The sequence below is a fragment of the Monashia sp. HAY1-5C genome (genome assembly GCF_056755255.1).
In genome coordinates, this window is the sequence record NZ_JBPGXG010000236.1 from 1 (window position 1) to 2981 (window position 2981).

2 protein-coding genes and 1 pseudogene are annotated in these 2981 nt (G+C 68.9%); all 3 read right to left on the minus strand.

The genetic code is table 11. From position 1 onward, the window contains the following. A partial coding sequence (locus ACR9ZK_RS21180) for a glycine betaine ABC transporter substrate-binding protein (protein ID WP_481343942.1) occupies window positions 1–576 on the minus strand: 576 nt, incomplete at its 3' end. A gap of 70 nt (window positions 577–646) precedes the next feature. Further along, entirely contained in the window at window positions 647–2632 is a 1986-nt protein-coding gene (locus tag ACR9ZK_RS21185) for an ABC transporter permease (RefSeq protein WP_481343943.1), read from the minus strand. Beyond that, window positions 2629–2981, minus strand: a pseudogene (locus tag ACR9ZK_RS21190) (glycine betaine ABC transporter ATP-binding protein); the annotation flags it as partial. The pseudogene ACR9ZK_RS21190 and the gene ACR9ZK_RS21185, both read right to left, overlap by 4 nt.

The window sequence follows — 2981 nt, forward strand, 5'->3', positions numbered from 1 at the left end:
GACGAGGGCGGCGTCGTTGGTGACGAAGCCCGGGTCGCCGTCGAGGATCTGGCCCTGCCCGCCGGACTCCGAGGTCTTGAAGAGGTCGGCGTACTTGTTGAGGTTCTTCCAGTCCGTGATGTCCGGGTGCTGCTTGGCCAGGAACGGCGGCACGTACCAGCCGATGACGCCGATGTTGCCCGTCGGTCCGGCGTCCTGGGCGACCTTCTGCTCGGTGATGTACTTCTTGGCGAGGTCCTCGTGGCCCCAGTTCTCCAGCACCGCGTCCACCTCCCCGGTGCCGAAGCCCTGCCACGAGACCTGCTCGTCGAGGTTCTTCTTGACGACCTTGCAGCCGAGCTTCTTCTCGGCGACATAGGCGACGACGGCAGCGTCGGCCTCGTAGCCGACCCAGGCGTTCACCGCCAGGTTGAAGGTGCCGCACTTGCCTCCGCTTCCGCCCTGGGCACCGGCGGCCGTGTCGGTTCCCACCTTGGCACCGCCGCAGGCGCTGAGCGAGAGCGCCAGGGCCGCAGCGGTGCAGCCGGCCAGGGCTCGGGGTAGGGGGTTCTTCAGGACGGATCTGGGACGAGACATGGGGTTTGCCTTTCGTTCGGCACACGGCCGAGGTTGCGGTAGCAGCGTGGGTTCGGGGTTGCGGGAAGTGCTAGTGGCGGGCGTGGTCGGTGGTGGCCTGGGCCCGTCGGGCGACCGACTGGGTGAGCCGGTCGAGCATGATGCCGAGCAGGACGATGGCGAGCCCGGCGGCCAGGCCCTTGCCGAACAGCGAGTTCTGGCGGAACCCGGCCACGACGTCGTAGCCGAGCGCGCCGCCGCCGACGAGGCCCCCGACCACGACCATGGAGAGCACGTAGATCAGGCCCTGGTTCATGGCCAGCGCGATGGTCCGGAGCGACATCGGCAGCTGGACCTTGGTTATGAGCTGCCACGTGCTGGACCCGGCTGAGGTCGCCGCCTCCATCGTCGTGGGCGACACGGCGGCGATCCCGTCGGCGATGATCTTGATGGCCACCGGCGCGGCGTAGACGACACCCGCGGCGATGCCGGTGAAGCGACTGGCCGCGAAGAGCGCGACGAACGGCACGAGGTAGACGAAGGAGGGCATCGTCTGGGCCGCGTCGAGCACGGGCCGGACCACCCTGTCGACCTTGGGGCTGCGGCCCATCCACACGCCGAACACCAGCCCCAGAGCCATCACCGCGACCGTCGCGATCAACGTCGCGGCAAGCGTGGACATGGCGTCGAACCACAGTCCGGTGCCCACGATGAGGGCCAGCGTCGTCGCGGTGACGAGGGCGGTGCGCACACTGCCGGCGACCGCCGCCAGTGCCACGAGCACGGCGAACAACAGCCACCACGGCGAGTCGGTCAGCAGCGTCTGGAACGGGTTGAGCACGTGGTCGGTGGTGAACTCCTTGAAGTCGCTGGTCAGGGCGCTCAGGTGAACCTGCGTCCAGTCGGTGACGCCCGTGACGAACCGGTTGATCGGGGCGCCCAGGTCGACGTCCGTGGGGAACTCGGCCGCCCATACGAAGGTGTAGGACAGGTAGAGGCACACCAGGGTGCCCGCTCCCCCGACGAGCAGGGCGACCTTGCGCACCGAGGCGGGGATCCGGCTGGCGCTGCGTCGGGACCTCTCGACGCGCACGCTGGCGGCGGTGGTGACCCGGTCGAAGACGATGGCCATGACGACGATGGACAGGCCGGCGTTGAAGGCGGCGCCGACATCGAGGGACTGCAGCGACCGCAGCACGACCCGCCCCAGACCGGGCGCGTCGATCAGGGCCGCGATGGTCACCATCGACAGCGCCGCCATGATCGTCTGGTTGATCCCGATGACGATGGTCCGCTTGGCCATCGGCAGCATCACCTGTCGCAGGAGCTGGACCCGGGTGGTGCCGAGCGACTGAGCGGCCTCGAGAGTCTCCTTGGGCGTCTGCCTGATGCCGTGCGCCGCGATCCGGATGACCGGCGGGGCCGCGTAGATGAGCGTCGCGATGACCGCCGAGGCCGGTCCGATGAGGAAGACCAGGGTGAGTGGCGCGAGGTAGACGAAGGTCGGCATGGTCTGCATGAAGTCGAGCACCGGGGTGACGACCTGGTTGACGCGGTCGGAGACCCCCGACCAGATCCCCAAGGGGATGCCGATGAGGAGCGACACGAGCACCGCAGACAGGGTGAGCGCGAAGGTGTCCATGCTCTCCTGCCACAGGCCCTGCAGGCCCATGAAGGTGAAGCCGGCCACGGCGAGCAGCCCGACCTTGAGGTTGCCCAAGGCCCAGGAGCCGTAACCCACCAGCGCGACGACTCCGAGCCAGCCGATCAGAGGGACCGGGCGTCCGAACGCCGGCTGCGACACCAGCGCGGAGATGAAGTTCGTGAGCTGCTCGATCACCAACCGGATCTCGTTGAAGAAGTAGAGGAACAGCGGGTTGCTGTTGCGGTTGGCGCCGACCGCGTCGTTGAGGTCGTTGAGCCGGGAGTGCAGCGAGGTGACGTCCGCGGCACCCAGCGAGAGGGTGTCACGCCCACGCAGCACCGTGAACGCGACCAGCCACAGGAGCAGGACGCCGGTGATGATCACGCCCCGATGCGGGCGGATGCCGGTGCGGACTGCAGCGATCGTCGTCATGATCCGGCGACCACCGAGAGGATCTCCGCGTCCCCGACGACACCGAGCAGCCGGCCGCCCTCGACGACCTTGATCGGGCGCTCGGCCTCGAGCACCACCCGCACCGCGTCACGGACGACGACGTCGGGACCGAGCTCCGGACCGTCGAGCACGTCGTCCGGATGCACCGGACGCATGATCCAGCGCAGGGTCAGGACGTGCGAGCGGGGGACCTCGCGGACGAAGTCGCGCACGTAGTCGTCGGCCGGGGCCCCGACCAGGTCGGCTCCGGTGCCGACCTGGACGAGCCGGCCGTCGCGCATGATGAGGATGCGGTCGCCGAGCTTGAGTGCCTCGGACAGGTCGTGGG